Source organism: Mesorhizobium sp. M0058, from assembly GCF_040323095.1.
In the GTDB taxonomy this organism is placed as follows: domain Bacteria; phylum Pseudomonadota; class Alphaproteobacteria; order Rhizobiales; family Rhizobiaceae; genus Mesorhizobium.
In genome coordinates, this window is sequence record NZ_JAMYUQ010000013.1 from 16,955 (window position 1) to 36,711 (window position 19,757).

Sequence of the window (19,757 nt, forward strand, 5' to 3'; positions counted from 1 at the left end):
ATGACGGAGGGTGCCGGCCCTACGCCGACCGGAGAATGCGGAAGACACTCGCCCTCCCAATCCCCAGCTCCTCGGCGATGGCGTCCCCGGTCTTGCCCTCTGCCTTGAGCCTGATGACCTCGGCGGCCTTTCGCTGGGCCGTGGGAGCCCTTCCCTTGTACTTCCCCTCGGCCTTGGCCTTGGCGATACCCTCCCGTTGCCGCTCCAGCATCAACTCCCGCTCGAACTCCGCGATCGACCCCAGGAGGTTGAGCATGAGCTTTCCTGTCGGGGTTGCCGTATCGAGGTTCATCGCCAGGATGCGGAGGGCAACACTCTTGGCGCGGAGCTTGGCGGTGATATCCACGAGATCAGCCACGGAGCGGGCAAGTCGGTCAAGCTTGGTGACGATGAGGGTGTCTCCCTCGCGAAGGTAGTCCAAGGTCCTCTCCAGCTCGGGCCTCTTGGCGGCCACGGAGGAAAGCTCCTCGCGAAAGACCTTGGTGCACCCGACAGCGGAGAGGTCTCTTAGCTGGGCCTCAAGCCCGGCCTTCTGGTCGGTGGTGGAGGTGCGGGCGTAACCGACAAGCTGGCCGGCTCCGGCTGGCGTGGTCGCTGGGGTCTTCATCGCTGGACGCTCCGTCAGGATCGTTGAAGTCTTACACTCTTTGATACGATCGTCTCAAAATGTCAATGCCAATTCTTGTGAGACTGCATCAAGACCTTTTCGGCGGACTCACTAGGCCTTGCCCTATTGAGACGGTCCTTGAGGGATGCTCGTGCTTTGCTCGGGCGCGTCCAACGTCCCGTGAAGCACCGCACCGTCTGCCCGATCGGCCAAACCCGCATGCGTATCGACGCCGGTTGAGGCGGCAGGGGGGAAATCCGCCCGCTGTCACGTGAACAGAAGGCTTCGCGTGAGCTACCCCAGCCGGATTCCGGGCGCCTAGTGGGACCAACGGTCTACTGGCATGCCGATGGAGATGTCGCTACCCCACCGGAGCCCAGCAAGCTCAGCGCCGCGCCGCAACCATGTTTTCGTCTCCTCAGCTGAGTTGTTTGTTCCGAACCACCATCCTTCAATTAGGGGCTGGGCGTACTTGTGGGCTAGGTCAGCTTGATCAAAAAGGTGCAACGGGTCACGCGCTACGATCCGCTTCGTACGTGGCTTGATGGCGGATAACTTGTCGAGAACGCCAGGCTGATATGCTTCCAGAGACTTCAAGCCTGCTTCGAGTAGGTTTCTGAGCGACCAACAATCCGTCGTCGCGCCTTTGAATTTCAGCGTGTAGCTACCTGTCTGACGGGAGGCGCGGAAAGACCCGAGGGAGGCATCCGCCCCTGGAAGCTTCACCTCTCTCGGGGCTCCGTCGGGGCTGATTGACCGTACTGTCTCCCCAGAGAGATCGATCAAGCTTGTGGGGTTAAGCGGATCGACGCCGAGGGCCAGTTGATTGCTGGAAAGTACGCTGACGCTCAGATCGCCGCCCCCGTTGGCGGATTTGAGAAGCTCAACGAGCTTGGTTGCCTTGATGAAAGATACTTGGGCCATTGGTTTCTCCGAGGAATTGACAGCCAATTCTATCTGCCTTCCTTGGAAGGGTCAACCTCCCTTATAAGGAAGACACAGGAGGCGCGGCACCATGCGCTACCTCCGCGCGGCCTGCTTGAACCGAATCATTGCGTTTTTCAAAGGCGTGCCATAGAGGGCTGGTGCAGCCGCACTCGGGCACAAGTTCTGGGATCGGTACCGTAGTCGCGAGTAACCTAAGCACCCCGGGGGGGGGGAAGTCCTCGATCTGTTACGTGAATTGGAGGTCTCGCATGAGAGACCCCTCTGGCACTCCGGTGAGGAATGAAGGGGATTGCATATGACTCAGATCGCCCAGGCCTACATTCACACCCACCATTCCCAATCAGACTACGTTTTTGAGGAATGGGGGCGGATAGCAGAGAGCCTCTCGTATGAGACTGCCAACAGGGTATTTCCTGGCGGTGTAGAACTCGTTGTCTCAATTGAACCGGGAAGCACCAAGACACGCGTGAAGGTGTTTTTGGCCGGCTTAGCTGTATACGGTCAGATTGCAATCTATCCGGACTTTAAACAGGGTCTGGCCGAAATGGTCCATGATGCACGCGAGTTTGCTGGAACTTTCAACGAACAGTTCATCAAAACCGTGGGCGTTCCAAAGGCCGACATCGTACGCAAGGAACGGCGAACAGAGACACCTGGTCGGCTACTGCGGGCGATCAACAGGTTGGAGGATCTGCAGCGCCGTCTTCCGTCGGAGCCGCAACACCAGATGGAACAAGAACTGCAGCGAATTGTCGACCAGCTGAGGATCGGACTTTCTGATCTAGAATCGGCTGAGCGCGAGAGCGTGATTAGAACAATCACGGACGAATACGGGTCGCGTCTGCCTGCGCCCTTGGAACCGAAATTGGCTTTGCGACCATCCGAGTACAGATTTGAGGACGAGCAATATCCCATGCTGGCACTAGAAGGCGGTGAACCTCCGCGTGGCTTTCTTGGCCATCTCCGTACGGACAGACCTCTCGACCAACAACTCCTCCTGACGCGACAACACAAAACGAACGAGTAGAGCTCTCCTCGCCAGCCGGGCTTGGGAAATTACTCGTCTGGTGCGGTCCTAAGCGACCAGTTGATGAGCTGAGCCTTTCCGTAGCGCGGGACCTTGGTCCAAAGATGGACGTCTGTCAGGCGTCTGGCCGTAGCAAGTGCAACCAGATGATCCATTCCTCGACGGTCGACCCACAACGAGACCCGTACGACAGGCTTTACCGCAAATATCATTCCCTCTTTTAGCCAGCTCTCCCGAAGCGGGCTCCTTAACTCAGAGATCGAAACTCCCAAGGCAGTAACCCCTTTGAGCGGGGCCTCAAGTTCGCCCAACAGCTCGATATGGGTTCCTATGCGGTAGGGAGGCTCCTCCGACACGTCGTAACTAGGCCCCAGCTCAATCTCTTGGCTTTCGATCTTGGCTATAAGAAAGAGGTCTGGGTCTCGTTTCTTGACCTTGCGCTTTGCCATCCCGAATAGGCCCTTGCATGTTCTCCGCAATCACTGCCCGACAATCTTGTTGCGTCCGAGGCTGTGTCACAGACCTGTGCAACAATCGATGGACGGCGGATCGGAATATCGTTACAAATCAACGAGAAACGAACGTAAGAGCGCAATCCGCCTCTGGGCACCAGTTTTCTTTGAAGACATCAAATGCTTGATCTCGGCCTGCCGGCTGTGCCGGCAAGCCTGCGCAACCGAGTTATGAACTTTCGGGGCGCACGGTCTCCACGCGCAGCGAGCCGGCTGGAAGCGGCTGCAGCAGTTCGGCTTCCGGCTTCGTCAGACTGAGCCAAGCCGCCCAATCGCCGGGCCGAAGCACCACGACCTGCCGACTGTGATAGGGCGCAATATCCGGTCCAGGCTCGGTTGTCAGCATGGTGAAGGTTGGCGGCTTGTTGCCGGCAGCTTCACGCCAAAGCCCTGCGATGGCCATGAACGGCGAGCCGTTGAGCGTGAAGCGATGCTTTGCCTTCGGATACTTCGTGCCCGTGAACTCGAAGAAGGCGGATGCCGGCACGAGGCAGCGTTTGCTGCCGGCGAATTGCCGGCCTTCGGAGCGGAAGTTGAACACTGGTCCGCCTTTCGGGCCGGCCAGCGGAAATCCAAACGTCATCGACGTCAGTTCAACAACGCCAGTGTCGCCGGCGGCGCGCATGATCGGGGCTGGATCGTTGATATGGATGTCATCAACCCGCGGCAGGTCAAGTTCGGTCTGATGGGTCGGGATCTCGAGTGCCAGCGACTCCAGCATCCGGCAATATTCAGCCCAGAGAATATGCTGCTCATAGTCGTTGCACATGGAAGGCTCCCGACCGGTCTGCCAGTTTACCTCACGCCAAACAAAGAGGCGATGGACCGCTCAACCCTCGCGGTCGCGCTCGACCAGTATATCGGCCTCGATCGCCGCGTTGACGAAGGCGGCGCGGGCATAGCGCGCCTCTTGAAGGCCTTCCAGAACGCCAAGGCAGGCTTTGCGGGCGGCGACGTGATAGCCGCCTGTCTTCACGGGCCATCGGTTCATGAGGATGTCAGCGGCCTGCGCGACACGCTCCACCTTGTAGATCATGTTTCTGGACCTGCCGAGCGCCACGCGAACCGGCTCATCGAAATGCTGATCTTGCATGCTTCCCCTCCGAACGCGATCGCGAGTCAATTCGGGGGAGGCAAGTTCGGTTCCACGGGAGCGATTTGCCAACGCAATAAACCCGCCTTCTGAAATCACTTTGCGCGCATCGGCCAAATGGCGGATTTGATTTGCTTGGTGATCCCCTTTCCCTGGGGCAAACTGCCTGCCGGGGCTGCAGGAGGAGAAATGCGAGCACGCGCAGCTACGATCGGCGACCTCGAAAGTGTTTTCCGGGATTTGTCCACGCGGATGTCGGACGAGTATGTGGCCGCCGGCAAGGACAGCAAGGTTGCCTACGACAATTTGATGATGAATTTGAAGGAAGGCCGGGCGCACGCGCTGGTCGAGGGCGACAAGACGGTGGCGATCGTCGCCTGGCACGAGAACAGCGACGCCGCCGACACGCTGTTTGCCGCGCAGGAGGGTTTCTTCAGCGCCGCGACGGTCCGCTTCTGCAGGCGCCACATCCGCCACATTCAGGCGCTGGCCGGCAACCTTCCCATCCACTCGCGCAGCTGGCTGCAGCGGGCCGACGTCGGCAAATGGTTCCGTGTCATCGGTTATGTCGAACGCGGCCGAGAGAACGGCGCCACTGTGTTCGAATTGCCGCCGGCACGGGGAGCGTCAGCTGCGCGGGCTGCCTAGGGCTGCGCACCCACGGATGCCATCACGGAAAAGCCCCCCGCCAAGATGGCGATGGGCCAATATCGCCTGCAATGGCCTCATATCGGGGGCTCAGATGTCGGGGCTCAGATATCGGGCTGATCCAGCGCCTCGAAAATCACCCGTTCCAGCGGACCGAGATCCTCTTCGATCTCGCTGACCTCAAGGCCTAAATGCCGAGCATCCAGGGCAGCTCGCGTGGTTAGGGTTCGAGCCGTTGCCTTGTCGGCAGGCAGTTCGCCCGGCAGGTGCTCGTGGATCCAGCCCTGCAGGAAATCAACGCCGCGCTCGCTCATCGATTTATCCCTTCCGTTATCTGGGGGATCATTCCCCCAGAATGACCCCAGAAGCGACGATCTGAGCCGTCAGGCTGGTGAGCCTGCCTCGCTTCACGAGCGTCGGCTTTCGGTAGATTTTCTTCATGGCGGTGCCTTTCGCGACAAATCGCTCGTCGGCAACAACGTCCGTCGCGGGGCAGCGTTCCATGGCGGGCTGTTGAGCCCGACCCCCTGACACATCGTATTTGAGAACAGCCCCGCTCCCGCGACCCGTGATGTTGATGCCGCGGCAGGTTGCGAAGCCAATGCGGGGCGTGGCATTTGTCGATGCCGATCATTGGGATGACAAGCAGGACATGGCAAGGCCGCCAGACATCGTCCGACAACAGGCCGCGAGCGCAGGCGTCAGCCTGAACCGGGCGCTTTCCAAACTCGGCCTGTGTTCGCGCAAGCAGGCCGAGCTGCTGATCGCCGAAGGGCGCGTGCGGGTTGGCGGCAAGGTGGTGCGCGATCCGTCGCTGCGCGTCGATCTCGGCCGCGACCGCATCGCTGTCGACGGCGAGCAGATCGTCGGCGAGGCAAAAGTCTACCTGATGATCAATAAGCCGCGCGGACAGGTCACCACGCGCGATGACCCGCAGGATCGTGGCACCGTCTATGACTGCCTGGTGGATCTGGAGTTGCCTTTCGTGTCGCCGGTCGGCCGCCTCGACAAGGCCAGCGAAGGCCTGTTGCTGATGACCAACGACACGCGCTGGGCCAACGGCCTGCTCGATCCGGCCTCGCATGTCGCCAAGACCTATCATGTGCAGATCGGTACCGCGCCCGACGAAGCGATGCTGGCGCGCTTTCGCGACGGAGCGATCGTCGACGGCGAACTGCTGACCGCAAGTTCGATCGAACTGCTGCGCAGCGGCGGCCGCACAGCCTGGCTGGAAATCGTGCTCGACGAGGGCCGCAACCGCCAGATCCGCCGCCTGCTCGGGGCATTCGACATCGAGGTGCTGAGGCTGGTTCGGGTGGCGATCGGCGGTTTGCAGCTCGGCGAGCTCGCCAAGGGCAAGGCGCGGCATCTGACATCGGAGGAATTGGCGGTGCTCGCGCGTTAAGAGGCAGGCTTGCTGAGAAACACTACTTCTGGTTCCACCTGCGTATCACCGGCTCGCTCAGATCGTGCTCATAGCCGAGGATGCTGAGGCTCGCGGTATCAAGCACGAAGTGCGCACCGCCTTCGGGTGGCAGACCGAGCCAGCGCGCGGCCAGCACGCGCAGGAAATGCGAGCTTGAAAACACCAGCACATTGCCCTCGATTGCCCGCAGCCCGGCGATGATCCTGTCGGCCCTGGCACCAACATCCGCTACCGACTCGCCGTCGGGACAGCCGTCACGGAACAATTGCCAGCCGGGGCGCTGCACAAGAATCTCCTTGGTCTTAACGCCCTCATAGGCGCCATAGTCCCATTCCTGCAGGTCGTCCTTCTTGACGGCAGCAGCGCCGAAGCCGGCAAGCGTGCAGGTGCTGAAGGCTCGCTGCGACGGGCTCGACCACACCGCCTGGAAGGACAGATCCTTGAGCCGGTCCGCCAAGCCGCGAGCTGCCGCCTCGCCCTTTGCCGTCAACGGTATGTCGGTGCGGCCGGTGTGTTTTCCCGAAGCGCTCCACTCCGTCTCGCCGTGACGGACGAGGTAGATTTCGGGGTACGGATTGCTCATGCGCCGGCCTTTCGGTTTTACGTCCGCACCCTACCCGGGAGGGCCCGGCCAGCGCCAGCCACGTGCAGGCGGAAAAGGAAAGGCCGCAACCAAATCGGCTGCGGCCTTGTGCTCAAACGTCAGTGCCCGGAGCGGTCAGGCGGGCTGCAGATCGCCCGACAGCGCCAGGTCGGCTTCCTCGTACAATGTGCCGGCCATGGCGGCGGCGAACTTGGTCTGGTCGAGTTCGCCTTCCCAGCGCGCCACGACAATCGTCGCCACTGCATTGCCGACGAAGTTGGTCAGCGCCCGGCATTCCGACATGAAGCGGTCGACCCCTAGGATCAGCGCCATGCCGGCAACGGGTACCGTAGGCACGACAGAGAGCGTGGCGGCCAGCGTGATAAAGCCGGCGCCGGTGATGCCGGCGGCACCCTTGGAGCTCAGCATGGCAACCAGCAGCAGCAGAATCTGGTCGCCATAGGTGAGCGGCGTATCGGTCGCCTGGGCGATGAACAGCGCCGCCAGCGTCATGTAGATGTTGGTGCCGTCGAGGTTGAAGGAATAGCCGGTCGGGATGACCAGGCCGACCACCGAGCGGTTGCAGCCGGCGCGCTCCATCTTGGCCATCAGGCCGGGAAGAGCGGCTTCCGAGGACGAGGTGCCGAGCACCAGCAGCAGCTCTTCCTTGATGTAGCGGATCAAGGCGAGGATCGAGAAGCCGTTGTACCAAGCGACAGCGCCGAGCACGACCAGCACGAAGAGCAGCGACGTCAGGTAGAAGGTGCCGATCAGAAAGGCGAGGTTGGCAATCGCGCCGATGCCGTATTTGCCGACGGTGAAGGCCATGGCGCCGAAGGCGCCGATGGGGGCGGCCTTCATCAGGATGGCGACCAGGCGGAAGATAGGCGAGGTCAGCGCCTGCAGGAAATCGACGACCGGGCGGCCGCGCTCGCCGACCAGAGCGAGAGAGATGCCGAACAGCACCGAGAAGAACAGCACCTGCAGGATGTCGCCTTGCGCGAAGGCGCCGGTGATGGTGTCGGGGATGATGTTGAGCAGGAAGCCGACGATGGTCGTGTCATGCGCCTTCTCGGTGAAGGTGGCGACCTTCGAGGGGTCGAGCGTCGCCGCATTGATGTGCATGCCGGCGCCCGGTTGGACGACGTTGGAGACGACCATGCCGACGACCAGCGCCAGGGTCGAAAAGACCAGGAAATAGATCATCGCCTTGCCGGCGACGCGGCCTACCTTTTTCAGGTCGGAAACGCCGGCAATGCCGGTCGTCACCGTCAGGAAGATGACCGGCGCGATCACCATCTTGACCAGCTTGATGAAGGCGTCTCCGAGCGGCTTCAGCGAAGCACCGAGTTCGGGATAGAAATGACCGAGCAGCACGCCGGCGGCGATCGCCGTCAGGACCTGCACGTAGAGATGACGGTAAAAGGGTAGCTTGCCGCGCGGTTCGGCGGCAGCGAATGCTGGCTGCATGACGTCCTCCATGGCGCCCCGATCGAAAGCTCGACCTCCCGGGGCAGTTGTTTTCCGCAGCCTTGCGACTGCTGTATTGGCCACTGCAACTGCCGTGCCAGACTGTGCGGCATACCGCAGCCATTGATTTTGTTGGAGATTTTTGTCGACCGAGCTGGTGCGCCGCAACCGCAAGTGCGGACATCCGCATGATCGAATTGTGCTTTGTGCGAAATCATGCACAAATAGGGAATGCTGCAACGCCCTGCCGCGGTCCTGTCGCAGACGCCCGAGCAACTCGGCAAACGCGCGCGTCGCGCCTGGCTGCTGTTTGCGGCGATCGCGCTGGTGATCGTTGCCACGGCGCTCACCGGCGCCGGCCTCTACGCGCGCCGCGCCGAGGTCGCGGCACTGGCGGCGCAAGGCCGCACCGATGCCAATCTGAAGGTTGCGTTGCTGCGCGCCGTGCTGGAAAGCCCGCGGGCGCTGCCGCTGCTCTTGTCCGAGGACCAGCAGGTGCATGACGCCCTGCAGAACAAGGGCGCTGTCACGATCGACGTGCTCAACCGCAAGCTCGAAGGGCTGGTCTCCGGCACCAAGGCTTCGGTGCTTTACGTCACCGGCGTCGACGGGTTTGCGATCGCCTCCAGCAACTGGCGCGAAACAACCAGCTTCGTCGGCAACGACTATGGCTTCCGCGCCTATTTCTCCGGCGCCATGCAATCGGGAACGGCCGAATATTTTGCGCTGGGCAACACCAGCAAGCGCCCCGGCCTCTACATTTCGCGTCGCGTCGGCAATGCGGCGGCGCCGCTCGGCGTCGTCGTCGTCAAGATGGAATTCGACCAGCTTGAAGCCGACTGGCATGAGGCCAACCGGCCGGCCTATGTCAGCGACGACCACGGCGTCGTGCTGATCACCAGCGTGCCGTCCTGGCGCTTCATGACCACCGCGCCGCTGGCCGGCCCGGTGGCTGCCGCCATCCGGAGCAGCCAGCAATTCGGCAACGCGCCGCTGATTCCCTTGCCGATCACACGCCCCGAGGCATTGAGCCCTGACGTGTCGATGGTGCATGCGATAACACCGGGCGGCAGCGATGCCGAATATCTCAGGCTTTCGACACTGGTCCAATCGACGCCATGGCGGCTCGATTATCTCGTGCCGGTCGAAGCGCCGATCGCGGCTGCGGTGCGTGAGATGCGGCTGCTGGCGCTGGGCGTCGTGGTGCCGTTGCTGGCGCTGGCCGGCTATCTCCTGTGGCGCCGTCAGTCGGCGCAGATGCGCATCGCTGCCGAACAGGCAGCGCGCATCGAGCTCGAGCGCCGCGTCGTCGAGCGTACGCATGACCTCAGCCTGGCGCGCGACCGGCTGCAGGCCGAGATCACCGATCACCGCAGCACCGAAGCCAAACTGCAGGTCATGCAGCAGGAATTGGTGCAGGCCAACCGTCTTGCTACCCTCGGCCAGGTTGCCGCCGGGGTCGCGCATGAGATCAACCAGCCGGTGGCGACGATCCGCGCCTATGCCGACAATGCGCGTGTGTTCCTGGAGCGCAAGCAGACCGCCTCGGCCGAGGAGAACCTTGGCGCGATTGCCGCGCTGACCGAGCGCATCGGCGGCATCACCGAAGAGTTGAAGGTCTTTGCCCGCAAGGGGCGCACGGCAGCCGAACCGGTCGAACTGCGCGGCGTCATCGAGGGCGCCGTGGTGCTGCTCAGAAGCCGCTTTGCCGGCCGGCTGGACGCGCTCGATATCACACTGCCGCCGGTAACGCTCAAGGTGATGGGCAACCGTCTGCGGCTCGAACAGGTGCTGATCAACCTGTTCCAGAATGCGCTGGAAGCGCTGGACGGTCGCGACGGCGCCAGGGTGGAGGTTTCGGCCCAGGAGACGGCCGACGGCGTGGCGCTTGCCGTCGCCGACAATGGGCCGGGCATTTCGCCTGCCATCCTCAAGTCATTGTTCACGCCGTTCAACACCTCGAAGGAAAAAGGCCTCGGGCTCGGCCTCGTCATCTCGCAGGACATCGTCGCCGACTATGGCGGACGCATCGAGGTGGCGAGCGGCCAGGCCGGCACGCGCTTTACCATTCACCTCGCCAGGGCAGCATGATGGACACCGCACCGGTCGTATTGATCGACGACGACAGCGAATTGCTGAGGGCCACGCGGCAGACGCTGGAACTCGCTGGTTTTTCCGTCTCGGCCTTTGCGGTGGCGGCCGAGGCGCTGGCCGGGCTCGACGCCAATTTTCCCGGCGTGGTGGTGTCCGACATCCGCATGCCCGGCATTGACGGCCTGCAGCTCTTCGACCGCGTCTTGCAGCTTGATGCCGACATTCCGGTAATCCTGGTCACCGGACATGGCGACATCGCGGTTGCGGTCAAGGCGATCAAGGACGGCGCCTACGACTTCATCACCAAGCCGTTCGCCGCCGACCGGCTGGCGCAAAGTGTGGCGCGGGCGGCGGAAAAACGCCGACTGGTGATGGAGAACCGCGCGCTGCGCGAAAGCGCCGAACAGGCGCAGGACGGCCTGCCGCTGATCGGCCAGACGCCGGCGATGGAGCGGCTGCGCCGCACGCTGCGGCAGATCGCCGACACCGATGTCGACGTGCTGGTGACTGGCGAGACCGGCTCCGGCAAGGAGGTGGTGGCGAGCCTGCTGCACCGCTGGAGCCGCCGCGCCAAGGGCAATTTCGTGGCGCTGAATTGCGGCACGCTGCCGGATACGGTGATCGAAAGCGAACTGTTCGGCCATGAGGCCGGCGCCTTCACCGGCGCACAGAAGAAGCGCATCGGCCGCATCGAGCATTCGAGCGGCGGCACGCTGTTTCTCGACGAGATCGAAAGCATGCCGGCCTCGACCCAGGTGCAGATGCTGCGGGTGCTGGAAATGCGCGAGGTGACGCCGCTCGGCACCAATGAAATCCGGCCGGTCGACCTGCGCGTCGTCGCCGCCGCCAAGGTCGATCTCGGCGATGCCAGCCGGCGCGGCGCCTTCCGCGAGGATCTCTACTACCGGCTCAATGTGGTGACGATCTCGATCCCGCCGCTGCGCGAACGCCGCGACGACGTCGCCCTGCTGTTCTTCTACTTCGCAGAGCGTGCAGCCGCCCGCTTCCGCCGGCAAATGCCAGCCGTGCCTGCCTCAGTGCACCGCCATCTGAGCCAGCACGACTGGCCGGGCAATGTGCGTGAACTCGCGCATTTCGCCGAGCGTTTCGTGCTGGGACTCGAGGAAGCGGCGCAAGCGCCACCTTCCGCCCCGGCGGAGCCGGATGACGCCAGCTCACTGCCGGAACGGCTGGAACGCTATGAAGCCGATGTCATCCGCGAGGCGCTTGGCCGCAATGACGGCGATGTCCGGCGCACGATCGAAGCGCTCGGCATTCCGCGCAAGACCTTCTACGACAAGCTGCAGCGGCACGGCATCGTGCGCAGCGATTTTTCCAGGTAATTCATTTTCCAGGCAATTCAGGCGTGTGGACCCGAAAGCAGGGTAGATTTTGTGAACCGGCGCAAAAAAACCGTGGCAAGTCGGCATCAGAAAGTGTTGAAGACCGCATCGGCGGCCTTCGGCACGGCGCGATCCGGTTGCGCTCGGCAGATGTTGATGATTTGTTGCCGGTCAGCGGAGAATGAATGATGCGAGAACCTGTCGGTCAAGATGAATATGGATCGACCAATCCGTTCGATCCGGACGATCTGACGAATTTGAACGCGATCGGCCCGGCCATGGGCGGCGGCAACGACTTCGAGAAATACGCCGTTGCCGTGATCATCGTCTTCGGCGCGCTGATCATTGGCGGGCTGATGGCCGCTTCCATGACCTTTGGTCACCGGAACGGCTTCCTGTTTGCGCTTGGCGGCGCAACCGCGGCCTGGATATCGGGCAATGCGCTGCTCCTCGACCGTCCCCGCATCTACGCGGCGTTCGTCGTGATCGCCGCGCTGATGCTCGTCGGGTCGACGCTTACGCTCGTCCTCTGATAAATCTCTTGTTTTGATCAGTAGCCAATCGCCTCGCCGGATGCGGCGCGGCTGTCGATGGCGCCGTTGTAGCGGGAGCCGCCGCCCTTCTCGATTTCCGCCAGGCTCTTGCCGCCGACAAGAATGCCGGCCGCCTGCCCCCAAGTAGAATCCGCGAGATCGAGGTGGTAGCCCATGCCGGCCAGCAGTTTTTCAGTGTCGGGCGACAGGCCGAAGGGTTCGACATAGATCGTGTCGGGCAGCCATTGATGGTGGATGCGCGATGCGTCGATCGCCTCCTGGATGTTCATGCCGTGGTCGATGACGTTGACGATGGCTTCCAGCGTGATGGTGATGATGCGCGAGCCGCCGGGGCTGCCGATAACCATGAACGGCTTGCCGTCCTTGGCGACGATAGTCGGGCTCATCGATGACAGCGGCGTCTTCTTCGGCTGGATAGCATTGGCCTCTCCCTGCACGAGACCGTAGAGGTTGGGCACGCCAGGCTTCTGGGTGAAATCATCCATCTCGTTGTTGAGCAGGATGCCGGTGCCGTCCGCGACCACGCCGGCGCCGAACGAGCCGTTCAGCGTATAAGTGACCGCGACCGCATTGCCGTCATCGTCGGTGATCGAATAGTGCGTCGTTTCCTTCGACTCGCCGAAGCCCTTCGGCATCAAATCCTGCGAGACGCCGGCGCGGAACGGGTCGATCTTGTCGCGGATCTCCTTGGCGTAACCCTTGTCGAGCAGTTTCGAGACCGGATTGTCGACGAAATCTGGATCGCCGAGCGCCGAGTTGCGGTCCACATAGGCGTAACGCATCGCCTCGACCATGACATGCACCGTCTCGGCCGAGCCGGCGCCGAGATAGGACAGCGGGTAGCCCTCCAGCACGTTGAGGATTTCGCAGATGATAACGCCGCCGGAGCTTGGCGGCGGCGAGGACGTGATCTCATAGCCGCGATAGGTGCAGCTCACCGGTTGCAGCTCGCGTACCTTATATTGCTCGAAGTCTGCCTTGGCCAGAATGCCGCCCCTGGCGCCGCTCGCCTTGACGATGGCGCCGGCGATGGCGCCTTTGTAGAAGGCGTCGGCGCCTTTTTCGGAGATGGCGGCGAGCGAGGCTGCAAGATCGGGCTGGAGGAGACGCTCGCCGGCGCCATAGGGTTTGCCGTCCGGCTTCAGGAAGATGGCGGCGGCGGCAGGGTCCTTCGCCAGCCGTGCGGCATTGCTTGCGAATGAAGCAGCGTCGCCCAGGTCGAGGATGAAGCCATCCTTGGCATAGGCAATTGCCGGCGCCATCAAATCCTGGCGTGGCAGCGTGCCATATTTTTCACGAGCCATCTCGAACCCTGCCACGGAACCCGGTACGCCGACCGCAAGGTAGCCATCAAGGCTGGCGCCCTTCACCGGATTGCCGTCCTTGTCGAGATACATGATCTTGGTTGCCGCCAGCGGCGCGCGCTCGCGGAAATCGAGGAAGGTCGATTTGCCGTCCTTGAAGCGGATGGTCATGAACCCGCCACCGCCGATATTGCCGGCATTAGGGTAGACGACGGCAAGCGCATAGCCGACGGCGACCGCCGCATCGACGGCATTGCCGCCCTTCTTCAGCACCTCGACGCCGGCTTCCGACGCCAGATGCTGGGCAGTGACGACCATGCCGTGCTCGCCCTTCGCCGGTTGAGGCGAGGCGGCATGGAGCGCGCCGGATGGCGCGAGCGCAATTGCGAGCGAAAGGGTGACGCCAATCAGCGTCCGGCGGGTCAAGGGCATGGCGGTGCTCCAAGTGCGGTGTGCCTAGAAGAGCTACATGGAGCGGCCGAGTCCATCATCAATATGAGCGAACACATATTGGTGTTCGCCTGCCGGCAGAGGCAAGCTGATCTCCCCCCTGTGGTGGAGATTAGCCAATCTCAAACAATCCCGCCTGAACCGCCCACAACCGCCGGCCGTTCCGCCGCGACCTTCGCCCGGTAGCCCGCCGCGCGATATGCGGCGACTGGATCGATGGCGCCGCCTGTGTTCAGCCGCGCCATGGCAAGGATCGGCTCGACATCGGTGCGGTAGGCAGCTTTCAGAGTCTGCGTCGCCATCAGCGCATCATTGCCGTCTTGGAAACCCTCGAGCGCCTTGCGGTCGACCAGCAGCGCCTGCGCATAGGCGCGCTGCACCTCGACTGCCGACAGCATCAGGCTTTCGATCGGGTCGGTGACGTTGTGGCTCTGGTCGAGCATGTGGGCGGGATCGAAACCCTCGGCGCCGGAAAGCTCTGCATCAACCAGTTCGTTGAAGACCAGGAACAGCCGATAGGGATCGATCGAGCCGGCATCGAGATCGTCGTCGCCATACTTCGAATCGTTGAAATGGAAGCCGCCCAGTTTTTTGAACTGGATCAGCCGCGACACGATCATCTCGATGTTGACATTGGGCGCATGGTGGCCCAGGTCGACCAGGCAGAACGCCTTGTCGCCCAGCTCCTTGGCGATCATGTAATTGGTGCCCCAGTCCTGCACGACCGTGGAGTAGAAAGCCGGCTCGTACATTTTGTGTTCGGTGAACAGTTTCCAGTCGGCGGGCAGTCCGGCATAGATCTCCTTCATGGCGTCGAGATAGCGCTCGAAGGCTTTGGCGAAATTGACCTGGCCGGGGAAATTCGAGCCGTCGCCGATCCACACTGTCAGCGCCCTGGACCCCAGCGTCTTGCCGATCTCGATGCATTCGAGATTATGCTCGACGGCCTGGCGGCGCGTGCCGGCATCGGCATGCGAAAGCGAGCCGAATTTGTAGGAGAGCGTCTGATCCCTGGCATCCGAAAAGGTGTTGGAGTTCATGGCGTCGAAGCCGAGGCCGAAGCGCGAGGCGGCCTGCTTCAGCCGGTTCGGATCGGCCTTGTCCCACGGGATGTGCAACGAGACGGTCGGTGTCGCCTGCGTCAGCTGGCTGATGACGGCGCAGTCCTCGATCTTGTCGAAAATGTCGCGCGGCTCGCCGGCGCCGGGAAAGCGGGCAAAGCGTGTGCCGCCGGTGCCGACGCCCCAGGACGGAATGGCGACGGCGAATTTCTCGACCTTGCCGCGGATGGCGTCGATGGCGATGCCGCGACGGTCGAGGCGTTCCCCGAGCGAGGCGTAGTCGCGTTCGAGGTCGGGTTTGCGCTGGGCGTTGTGGCTGGAGACGAGATCGGCGGCGATGATGGTTTCGGACAAGTGCTATTCCTCCCAATGCGTTCAGTCAGCGCTGCCCCTCATCCGGCCCTTCGGGCCACCTTCTCCCCGTATAGTGACGGGGAGAAGAGAAGCGCTCCGCCCTTAACTCAGCGCGTAAAGCTCTGCGCGTTGCCGGCGTCGACGTTGATGATGTTGCCGGTGGATTTGGCCGACATGTCGGACGCCAGGAAATAAATCGCTTCGGCAATGTCTTCCGGAAACACCGAGCGCTTCAGCATCGAGCGCGAGCGGTAGTGTTCTTCCAGATCGTCGGTCGACATCTTGTAGGCGGCGGCGCGCTGTTCCTTCCACTCGCCGGTCCAGATCTTCGAACCGCGCAGCACGGCGTCCGGATTCACGACATTGACCCGGATCTGGGCTTCCGCGCCTTCCAGCGCGAGGCAGCGGGCGAGATGGATTTCGGCGGCCTTGGCGGTGCAATAGGCTGCGGCGTTGGGTGACGCGGCAAGGCCGTTCTTGGAGGCGACGAAGACGACATTGCCGCCGATCTTCTGGGCGCGAAACAGCCGGAAGGCTTCGCGCGAGACCAGGAAATAGCCGGTCGACAATATGTCTATGTTCTTGTTCCACAGCGCCAGCGTCGTCTCCTCGATCGGCGCCGAGGAGGCGAGGCCTGCGTTGGAGACGAGAATATCAATGCCGCCGAACTCGACGGCTGTCTGGGCGAAGCCGGAAATCACCTGCTCCTCCGCGGTGACGTTGATCAGCACCGGCCGGACGAAGTCCTTGCCATAGGCTTTCGCCAGTTCGTCGTTGGCGTTGGCAAGTGCGGTCTCGTCGATATCGGCCAGCACGACGCAGGCGCCTTCGCGCAGCAGGCGATTGGCGGTGGCGCGGCCGATGCCGCCGGCGCCGCCGGTGACCAGCGCGATTTGGCCGGCGAGCGACTTCGGCTTCGGCATGCGCTGCAGCTTCAAATCCTCGAGCAGCCAGTATTCGATGTCGAAGGCCTCCTGCGCCGGCAGGCCGACATAGGACGAAACGGTCGAGGCCCCGCGCATGACATTGATGGCGTTGACGTAGAATTCGCCAGAGATGCGGGCGGTGGCCTTGTCGCCGGCGAAGGTGAACATGCCGACGCCGGGCATCAGGTAGACCACGGCGTTGGGGTCACGGATCGGGGGCGAGTCCGGATGCTTGCAGCTGTCGTAATAGGCCTGGTAGCCGACACGGTACTCAGCAATATCGTCGGCGAGGCGCGCAATCACGGCTTCGACGTCGGGCTTCGCTGGGTCGAACTCGATAACTAGCGGGCGGATTTTTGTGCGCAGGAAATGATCCGGGCATGAGGTACCGAGTGCCGCCAGCGGGCGCAAATCCCTGGAGTTGACGAATTCGAGCACAGCGGCGGAATCGTCGAAATGGCCGAGCTTGTGGCTCTTCTCCGAAATCAGGCCGCGGATCCTCGGCATCAGTCTCGCCGCGATGGCGCGGCGCTCAGCGGCGTCTAGCGATTTGACGACTTCGCCGCCGAAGATGGCGAGACCCTCGGAGCGGCGCTCGAACCATTCGATCGCCTGGTTGATGACCGAGATCGTCGTCTCATAGCACTCCTTGGGTGTGTCGCCCCAGGTGAACAAGCCGTGGCTTTCGAGGATGACGCCCTTGGCCTCGGGGTGTTCGACGCAGAATTTCTCCAGCCAGAGGCCAAGTTCGAAGCCCGGCCGCTTCCACGGCAGCCAGCCGATGGCGTCACCGAATATCTCCTTGGTCAACGCCTTGGAATCCTTGGCCGCGGCAATCGCGATAATGGCATCGGGATGCATGTGATCGACGAACGGCTTCGGCACATAGGCGTGCAGCGGCGTGTCGATCGAGGCCGCGCGCGGGTTGAGATTGAAGGTGCAGTGGGGAAGATAGCCCACCATCTCGTCCTCATGCGCGACGCCGCGATAAAGGCCTTTCAGCGCCTGCAGTTTGTTCATGTAAAGCGTGGCGAAACCGTCCAGCTTGATCGAGGCGCTGTCGCCGCCCGAGCCCTTGACCCATAGCACTTCGACTTCGGCGCCAGAGAGCGGGTCCTTCTGCCGGATCTTGGACGAGGTGTTGCCGCCGCCATAATTGGTGACACGCTTGTCGGAGCCGAGCGTGTTGGAGCGATAGACCAGAAGCTCAGGCTCGCTCAGCCCCTTGGCTTTAGCATCGTCCCAAAGGTTGGCAAGGCGCGAGCCGGAGCGCTTGTCGAGCATGATTATCCTCCCTGGGACGCAAAAGGCGCGGTCCATTTTGCCGGAAATGTCTACGCAAGCATCTCGGTTGTCAATCATAAACGATCAAGATCGATCATATTGCACTGCACAATGAAATTATATGAGCGGAAATGATTGACACTGGTGGTTTTCTAGTGCCTCATGACCATGCAGGGAGGAACCATGCACGAAAAAGAGCGCCACAGGATCATTCTGTCCGCCGTCCAGGAAAAGCCTGTGGTGACGGTGCAGGAGATGGTCGACCTGACGGACTCCTCCGAGGCGACGATCCGGCGCGATATCGCGGCTCTTCATGTGCAAAAGCGCCTGCGTCGCGTGCGTGGCGGCGCCGAGGCGATCTCGCCACCGCAGTTCATCGGCCTCGCCGGCCGGCCCTTTTCCGTCAACGAAACGCTTAACGCTTCGCAGAAGCGCGCGATTGCGCGCGAAGCGGTGGAGCTGTGCAAGGACGGCGAACCGATCATCATCAATGGCGGCACCACCACCTTCCAGATGGTGCATTTCCTGACCGGACGCCGCATGCCGATCTTCACCAATTCGTTCCCCATCGCCGAGCACCTGCTCAAGCATTCGAAGAACACCGTCATGCTGTCGGGCGGCACCATCTACCGCGAGCAGAACATCATCCTCTCGCCCTTCGACAATGACGTGACGCGTAATTTCTACGCGCGCCGCATGTTCATGGGCGCTCAAGGGCTCGGGCCGCTTGGCCTGATGGAAGGCGACCCGCTGCTGATCCAGGCGGAGCAGAAACTGATCGACCAGGCCGACGAACTGGTGGTGCTGGTCGACTCATCGAAATTCCGCCAGCGCTCGAGCCTGATCCTGTGCGGGCTGAAGCGCATCGCCACCGTCATCACCGATGACGGCATCGAGGATCGCGAAGCCAACATGCTGGAGGCCGCGGGTGTGACGCTGATCGTCGCCCGCAAGTCGGCAAAGGAAGAATCCTCGCTGCAGGCCTGAGGCCAACCGCAGCGACGATGGAATGCAACGCTCAAGGGAGGAAATACGATGAGCTTTCTGAAGAAATTGATGGTGACGGCCGCGTTCTCGGCCGCCATGTTCGTGAATGCCGCCTATGCCGAGAACGTCAAGATCGCGCTGGTGGTGAAGTCGCTCGGCAACGGCTTCTTCGACGCCGCCAACAAGGGCGCCGAAGAGGCGGCCAAGGAACTCGGCGATGTCGACATCATCTACACCGGCCCGACCAAGGCGACCGCCGAAGCGCAGATCGAAGTGGTCAATTCGCTGATCGCGCAGAAGGTCAACGCCATTGCGATTTCGGCCAATGACGCCGACGCGCTGGTGCCGGTGCTGAAGAAGGCCATGGAGCGCGGCATCACCGTCATCTCGTGGGATTCGGGCGTCGCCAAGGAAGGCCGCCAGCTGCATCTCAACCCGTCCGACACCGGCCTGATCGGCGAGACCATCATCAAGCTGGCCGCCGACTATCTGCCGGAAGGCGGCGAAGTCGCCATTCTGTCGGCTTCGTCGACCGCGACCAACCAGAACGCCTGGATCGACGCGGCCAAGAAGATCCTGCCGGAGAAATTCCCCAAGATCAAACTCGTCGCCACCGTCTACGGCGATGACGATTCGGCCAAGAGCACCGACGAAGCCAAGGGCCTGCTGAAATCCTATCCGAACCTCAAGGCGATCATCGCGCCGACCACCGTCGGCGTCGTTGCCGCTGCCCAGGTCGTCACCGACGCGAACCTGATCGGCAAGGTCAATGTCACGGGTCTGGCGCTGCCGTCGGAGTTCAAGAAGTTCATCGACAACGGTTCCAGCCAGGCGGTTGCCCTCTGGAATCCGATCGACCTCGGCTACTCCGCCGTCTACCTCGCTCATGATCTGGCGGTGAAGAAGGAAGAGGCAAAGCCGGGCGCAACGCTGTCGATCGGCCGCGTCGGCAAGGTCACGCTCGATGACAGCAACTCGGCTGCGATGGCTCCGCCCTTCCAGTTCGACAAGTCCAACATCGAAAAGTTCTCCAAGATCTATTGATCTCGGACGTCTCGGACCAAGCGCGGCGGGACCAAAATCCCG

The 19,757-nt window shown here is 62.3% G+C and carries 20 protein-coding genes; 8 read left to right on the plus strand and 12 right to left on the minus strand.

Features of this window, described 5'->3' with window-relative positions:
- Window positions 1-19 precede the first annotated feature (19 nt).
- Both NKJ75_RS22395 and NKJ75_RS22400 read right to left on the minus strand, forming a co-directional pair.
- Complete coding sequence (locus NKJ75_RS22395) at window positions 20-607, minus strand: recombinase family protein (protein ID WP_352500223.1); 588 nt, start codon at window positions 605-607, stop codon at window positions 20-22.
- A gap of 318 nt (window positions 608-925) precedes the next feature.
- Window positions 926-1,531: a hypothetical protein gene (locus NKJ75_RS22400; RefSeq protein ID WP_352500224.1), complete on the minus strand. Its 606-nt coding sequence runs from the start codon at window positions 1,529-1,531 to the stop codon at window positions 926-928.
- A 319-nt stretch (window positions 1,532-1,850) separates the two neighbouring features.
- Here NKJ75_RS22400 and NKJ75_RS22405 point away from each other — a divergent pair, with 319 nt between their 5' ends.
- Window positions 1,851-2,582: a hypothetical protein gene (locus NKJ75_RS22405; RefSeq protein ID WP_352500225.1), complete on the plus strand. Its 732-nt coding sequence runs from the start codon at window positions 1,851-1,853 to the stop codon at window positions 2,580-2,582.
- A gap of 29 nt (window positions 2,583-2,611) precedes the next feature.
- On the opposite strand, the gene NKJ75_RS22410 is transcribed toward NKJ75_RS22405, so the two are convergent.
- The 3 genes from NKJ75_RS22410 to NKJ75_RS22420 form a co-directional block, all read right to left on the minus strand.
- Window positions 2,612-3,031 (minus strand): hypothetical protein, encoded by a 420-nt coding sequence (locus tag NKJ75_RS22410; protein WP_352500226.1) that lies wholly within the window; start codon window positions 3,029-3,031, stop codon window positions 2,612-2,614.
- Window positions 3,032-3,263: 232 nt separating this feature from the next.
- Window positions 3,264-3,863: an SOS response-associated peptidase gene (locus NKJ75_RS22415; RefSeq protein WP_023745325.1), complete on the minus strand. Its 600-nt coding sequence runs from the start codon at window positions 3,861-3,863 to the stop codon at window positions 3,264-3,266.
- 60 nt (window positions 3,864-3,923) lie between these two features.
- Complete coding sequence (locus tag NKJ75_RS22420) at window positions 3,924-4,187, minus strand: DUF982 domain-containing protein (RefSeq protein ID WP_023745324.1); 264 nt, start codon at window positions 4,185-4,187, stop codon at window positions 3,924-3,926.
- 189 nt (window positions 4,188-4,376) lie between these two features.
- Between NKJ75_RS22420 and NKJ75_RS22425 the strand changes: the two genes are divergently transcribed.
- Window positions 4,377-4,835 carry a hypothetical protein gene (locus tag NKJ75_RS22425; RefSeq protein ID WP_023669674.1) on the plus strand — a complete coding sequence of 153 codons (459 nt, stop codon included), beginning with the start codon at window positions 4,377-4,379 and terminating at the stop codon, window positions 4,833-4,835.
- 104 nt (window positions 4,836-4,939) lie between these two features.
- Here NKJ75_RS22425 and NKJ75_RS22430 read toward each other — a convergent pair whose 3' ends face one another.
- Both NKJ75_RS22430 and NKJ75_RS22435 read right to left on the minus strand, forming a co-directional pair.
- Window positions 4,940-5,149: a DUF768 domain-containing protein gene (locus tag NKJ75_RS22430; RefSeq protein WP_023669673.1), complete on the minus strand. Its 210-nt coding sequence runs from the start codon at window positions 5,147-5,149 to the stop codon at window positions 4,940-4,942.
- A 28-nt stretch (window positions 5,150-5,177) separates the two neighbouring features.
- Complete coding sequence (locus NKJ75_RS22435) at window positions 5,178-5,339, minus strand: hypothetical protein (RefSeq protein ID WP_352500227.1); 162 nt, start codon at window positions 5,337-5,339, stop codon at window positions 5,178-5,180.
- A gap of 148 nt (window positions 5,340-5,487) precedes the next feature.
- Here NKJ75_RS22435 and NKJ75_RS22440 point away from each other — a divergent pair, with 148 nt between their 5' ends.
- Window positions 5,488-6,240, plus strand: coding sequence for a pseudouridine synthase (locus NKJ75_RS22440; RefSeq protein WP_023730995.1), 753 nt, complete (start codon window positions 5,488-5,490; stop codon window positions 6,238-6,240).
- Between the two features lie 22 nt (window positions 6,241-6,262).
- Here NKJ75_RS22440 and NKJ75_RS22445 read toward each other — a convergent pair whose 3' ends face one another.
- Window positions 6,263-6,844: a histidine phosphatase family protein gene (locus tag NKJ75_RS22445; protein ID WP_352500228.1), complete on the minus strand. Its 582-nt coding sequence runs from the start codon at window positions 6,842-6,844 to the stop codon at window positions 6,263-6,265.
- Window positions 6,845-6,979: 135 nt separating this feature from the next.
- The gene (locus NKJ75_RS22450; protein WP_502903912.1) at window positions 6,980-8,314 is read right to left on the minus strand and encodes a dicarboxylate/amino acid:cation symporter; all 1,335 of its coding nucleotides are present in this window, start codon (window positions 8,312-8,314) and stop codon (window positions 6,980-6,982) included.
- Window positions 8,315-8,545: 231 nt separating this feature from the next.
- Here NKJ75_RS22450 and NKJ75_RS22455 point away from each other — a divergent pair, with 231 nt between their 5' ends.
- The 3 genes from NKJ75_RS22455 to NKJ75_RS22465 all read left to right on the plus strand — a co-directional run bounded on the left by NKJ75_RS22455 (window position 8,546) and on the right by NKJ75_RS22465 (window position 12,284).
- Complete coding sequence (locus NKJ75_RS22455) at window positions 8,546-10,405, plus strand: sensor histidine kinase (protein WP_023687391.1); 1,860 nt, start codon at window positions 8,546-8,548, stop codon at window positions 10,403-10,405.
- On the plus strand, window positions 10,402-11,751 hold the full coding sequence (locus tag NKJ75_RS22460; protein ID WP_352500230.1) for a sigma-54-dependent transcriptional regulator: 1,350 nt from the start codon (window positions 10,402-10,404) through the stop codon (window positions 11,749-11,751). The genes NKJ75_RS22455 and NKJ75_RS22460 overlap by 4 nt, the downstream gene beginning before the upstream one ends.
- A 185-nt stretch (window positions 11,752-11,936) precedes the next feature.
- Window positions 11,937-12,284, plus strand: coding sequence for a hypothetical protein (locus NKJ75_RS22465; protein ID WP_032885862.1), 348 nt, complete (start codon window positions 11,937-11,939; stop codon window positions 12,282-12,284).
- Window positions 12,285-12,301: 17 nt separating this feature from the next.
- Here NKJ75_RS22465 and ggt read toward each other — a convergent pair whose 3' ends face one another.
- The 3 genes from ggt to NKJ75_RS22480 form a co-directional block, all read right to left on the minus strand.
- Window positions 12,302-14,041 carry a gamma-glutamyltransferase gene (gene ggt, locus NKJ75_RS22470; protein WP_352500231.1) on the minus strand — a complete coding sequence of 580 codons (1,740 nt, stop codon included), beginning with the start codon at window positions 14,039-14,041 and terminating at the stop codon, window positions 12,302-12,304.
- A 140-nt stretch (window positions 14,042-14,181) separates the two neighbouring features.
- Window positions 14,182-15,474: an L-rhamnose catabolism isomerase gene (gene rhaI, locus NKJ75_RS22475; RefSeq protein WP_023726817.1), complete on the minus strand. Its 1,293-nt coding sequence runs from the start codon at window positions 15,472-15,474 to the stop codon at window positions 14,182-14,184.
- A gap of 107 nt (window positions 15,475-15,581) precedes the next feature.
- On the minus strand, window positions 15,582-17,684 hold the full coding sequence (locus NKJ75_RS22480; protein WP_352500232.1) for a bifunctional rhamnulose-1-phosphate aldolase/short-chain dehydrogenase: 2,103 nt from the start codon (window positions 17,682-17,684) through the stop codon (window positions 15,582-15,584).
- A gap of 183 nt (window positions 17,685-17,867) precedes the next feature.
- Here NKJ75_RS22480 and NKJ75_RS22485 point away from each other — a divergent pair, with 183 nt between their 5' ends.
- Both NKJ75_RS22485 and rhaS read left to right on the plus strand, forming a co-directional pair.
- Window positions 17,868-18,671, plus strand: coding sequence for a DeoR/GlpR family DNA-binding transcription regulator (locus NKJ75_RS22485; protein WP_023669662.1), 804 nt, complete (start codon window positions 17,868-17,870; stop codon window positions 18,669-18,671).
- A gap of 48 nt (window positions 18,672-18,719) precedes the next feature.
- Complete coding sequence (rhaS, locus tag NKJ75_RS22490; RefSeq protein WP_023669661.1) at window positions 18,720-19,715, plus strand: rhamnose ABC transporter substrate-binding protein; 996 nt, start codon at window positions 18,720-18,722, stop codon at window positions 19,713-19,715.
- Window positions 19,716-19,757: the final 42 nt, after the last annotated feature.